This window comes from Ruminococcus sp. CAG:379 (assembly GCF_000434255.1).
In the GTDB taxonomy this organism is placed as follows: domain Bacteria; phylum Bacillota; class Clostridia; order Oscillospirales; family Ruminococcaceae; genus Ruminococcus_F; species Ruminococcus_F champanellensis.
In genome coordinates, this window is the sequence record NZ_FR894914.1 from 1 (window position 1) to 579 (window position 579).

1 protein-coding gene is annotated in these 579 nt (G+C 57.2%); it reads right to left on the minus strand.

Annotation, left to right across the window (positions count from 1 at the left end; translation table 11 throughout):
- On the minus strand, positions 1-579 hold a 579-nt coding region (locus QVO51_RS08810), incomplete at both ends, for a DEAD/DEAH box helicase (RefSeq protein ID WP_288168044.1).

A 579-nucleotide genomic window follows, 5' to 3' on the forward strand; every position in this document is an offset into this window, starting at 1 on the left:
CTCCGCCACAATGGCTTCCGCCTCTGCCCGGTTCTGCTTGGTACCGCCCTTGTCATAGAAGCCCTCCACATGATGCCACTGTACCCGGGACACCAGGTCATCCGGGGAGGGGAAGGTAAACAGCTTGTTTTCATAGAATCGGGCGTTGCTGAATGCGATCAGGCTCTCGTGACGGGAGCGGTAATGCCACAGCAAGTGCCGCTGGGGCATAGCCAGTGCCAGACAGTCATCCAGCACGCTTTCCAGATCCTCCTGCTCGTAGTGTTCCTCGTCCACCTGGTTGGAGGCAAAGAAGCTGGTAGGAGGTAGCTGTCTGGGATCTCCCACCACCACTACATTTTCACCCCGGGCAATAGCACCCACCGCCTCACAGGTAGGCATCTGGGACGCTTCATCGAAAATGACCAGATCGAATTTCGGGAACGCCGGATCAATATACTGCGCCACGGAAATGGGACTCATCAGCATACAGGGACAGATCCGGCGCAGCAGATTGGGAATGCTGTCAAACAGCTTCCGGATGGGCATCATCCTGCCGCCGCTGCGAATCGCCTTTTGCAGCAGGGAAAGCTCGGAAGA